Genomic DNA, 2,268 nt, shown 5'->3' on the forward strand with positions numbered 1-2,268 from the left:
AGCAACGCCCCCATGCCCCTGGTCCTGCTGCCCTTTCTGGGCAGCGGATTCGTCCCCACCGACTCCATGCCCACCGCCCTGCGCTGGTTCGCCGAATACCAGCCCTTCACCCCCATCATGCAAACCATCCGCGGCCTGCTCCTTGACACCCCCATCGGCAACAACGCCGCCATCGCCACCGCCTGGTGCACCGGCATCGCCCTCGCCTCCTACCTGTGGGCCAAGCACACCTTCAACAAAGCCTGACCCCCACACAACCCGGCCACACAGGGCCGCCAGACCACCCGGTCCGGCGGCCCTGAGCCGTTTCTAACAGGATGTTTGGCAGGGGTATGGAGGCGCGGACGTGTCGAGTGGATAGCCTTCGCGCCTGACCAGTTCGAAGGGGCTACGTGCATGATGTTCAAGCGTCTGCAGAGGCGGTTCGGGGGCGAGGCGGTCGATGTCGGCACGCAGGTGCTTGCCGGCGTCGCTCGCCCTGGCGACACCTTCCCGGGGCAGGTGTTCCTCCGCGCTGTCGATGAGGACGTGAGGGTGGAGAGCCTCGTCTTGAGGGTCGTCGCCGAGTACGCCCATCTGGACACCGGCGAGGTCGAGGTCGACGAGATCGGTTACCAGTACGTCGACGGCCCGTTCACGGTGGGGGAGGAGCCGCAGCAGGCCCGCTTCTCGCTGCGGCTGCCCTGGGAGACACCGATCACCGAACTGGCGGGGATGGCTCTTGGACCGGTACTGCGGCTGCAGACCTTTCTGGACGACGTAGACGGAGAGGACGTTGTCGACCACGACCTCCTTCACGTCTCCTCCCTGCCGCTCCACGAGGCGATCATGGAAGCCTTCGCGTTGGCAGGGTGGACGTTCCAGTCCAGTCGGCTCGCGGGAGAACGAGTACCGGCAGCAGACCAGATCTTCGACTTCCATCAGTCGTTCGTCCTCGGCGAGCGCGGTCCCGTCGCGGGCGGGCCGGGCCAACTGGAAGTCGTCTTCCTCACGAACGCGGTCGGCTGCGAGGTGTTCGTCCGGCCTGCCGCACCTGAGGGGCGTTACTGGAACGACCGGCCTGCCGCCCACCGCTTCATCGCGGCACACCACGACCTCGACCGTGTGGACTGGTCAGCAGAAGTCAGGCGCTGGATCAGCGAAGCCGGCCTTTGACCATCATGCGCACGACGCCCCCCGCACCTTTGAGGCGGCGGCACCAGTGGAGCAGGCTGAAGGCTCGTTCGACGACGTAGCGGTGGACGTCCGGTCCCGATCCGTGATCCGTGTGCTGTGCCCCGCCGGGCGATGGGTGGATGCGGCCGGGCAGGCGCAGCGCACGACCGGGTGTGGGGCGCAGAGGGTGGGTTATGCGGCCCAGTCGAGGGTGGGAATGTCGGGTGGGCCGATGTTGCCTGGTGGCCCGGCCCTGCTCGTGTCTCGCGTATCGGCTGGTGGGAGTAGCCGGTAGATGTATCGCCCGTCCTGATCTTTGGTGATGTGGATCTGGTCGGGGTTGGTGTGTTTGAAGCGGTTGTGCCATCCGCAGGTGAGTGCGAGTTGGTCGATGTCGGTGGGCGATCGTCCGAGTGCCCATCCGTGGACGTGGTCGATCTCGCACAGCGTTCCGGGGACCTCGCAGCCGCGTACCGCGCAGGAGGAGTAGAGCGTCTCCAGGACTTGGCGTTGTGCTGCGGAGGCGAATCGTTCGCGGTAGCCGAGGTAGAGCGGGGTGTTTCCGCGTCCGAGGAGGAGGGGTGAGACTCCGGCGGTCAGGGCGATGCGGCGGGCTTGTGCGGCGGGGATGGGGGTGCCGTCGGGCAGGCGGGCCGGGGCGTTGCCTCCGGTTAGGGTGTCCAGGTCACAGATCACGGTGACCTTGGACGCCTTGTGCCCACCCGACAGGACGCTCGACAGCGCCGCTGCAGTGCGTTCGGGGAGGTCGCGGCGGTCGTCTGGTCCGGCCGGCTTGGCCAGCGGAGCGAGCGTGCCGTCCCAGATCGCGGCGTCCTCGGGGTTCAGCCAGCCCTTGACGTACCGGCCGCCGTCCAGGGATCGGGTGGTAGTGAGCCACGACTTGTCGTAGCCCCGCTTGGTGTCATCGTCAGGGGCGTCTTCGGTGTCGTCGCGTTCGGCGATGAGGTCGCGGATGCGGCGGCCGAACGCGGCGACCTTCCCGGCCGAGAAGCCCTGCTCGACGAAGCCCAGCAGGGTCGTCTCGGCCTCGGCGCAGTCGGTGTCGTCCAGGCGGGCGACCGAGTCGGCGACGGTGGCCGCGTAGCCGTAGGA

The 2,268-nt window shown here is 67.8% G+C and carries 2 protein-coding genes and 1 pseudogene; 2 read left to right on the top strand and 1 reads right to left on the bottom strand.

The genetic code is table 11. The annotated features are described in order from the left end of the window. Positions 1 to 246, top strand: a pseudogene (locus ABZ914_RS50370) (ABC transporter permease); the annotation flags it as partial. Between the two features lie 150 nt (positions 247 to 396). After that, positions 397 to 1,155, top strand: coding sequence for a sporulation protein (locus ABZ914_RS50375; RefSeq protein ID WP_500201673.1), 759 nt, complete (start codon positions 397 to 399; stop codon positions 1,153 to 1,155). Positions 1,156 to 1,347: 192 nt separating this feature from the next. On the opposite strand, the gene ABZ914_RS50380 is transcribed toward ABZ914_RS50375, so the two are convergent. Further along, positions 1,348 to 2,268, bottom strand: a 921-nt coding sequence (locus tag ABZ914_RS50380) for an HNH endonuclease signature motif containing protein (protein WP_500201674.1), incomplete at its 5' end; no start/stop codon positions are given.

The organism is Spirillospora sp. NPDC046719 (assembly GCF_040645715.1).
Lineage (GTDB): Bacteria > Actinomycetota > Actinomycetes > Streptosporangiales > Streptosporangiaceae > Spirillospora.

What these genes read in the sequence shown, in the direction of transcription:
- ABZ914_RS50375 (WP_500201673.1), top strand. Translation starts at nt 397, where the DNA reads ATGATGTTCAAGCGTCTGCAGAGGCGGTTCGGGGGCGAGGCGGTCGAT.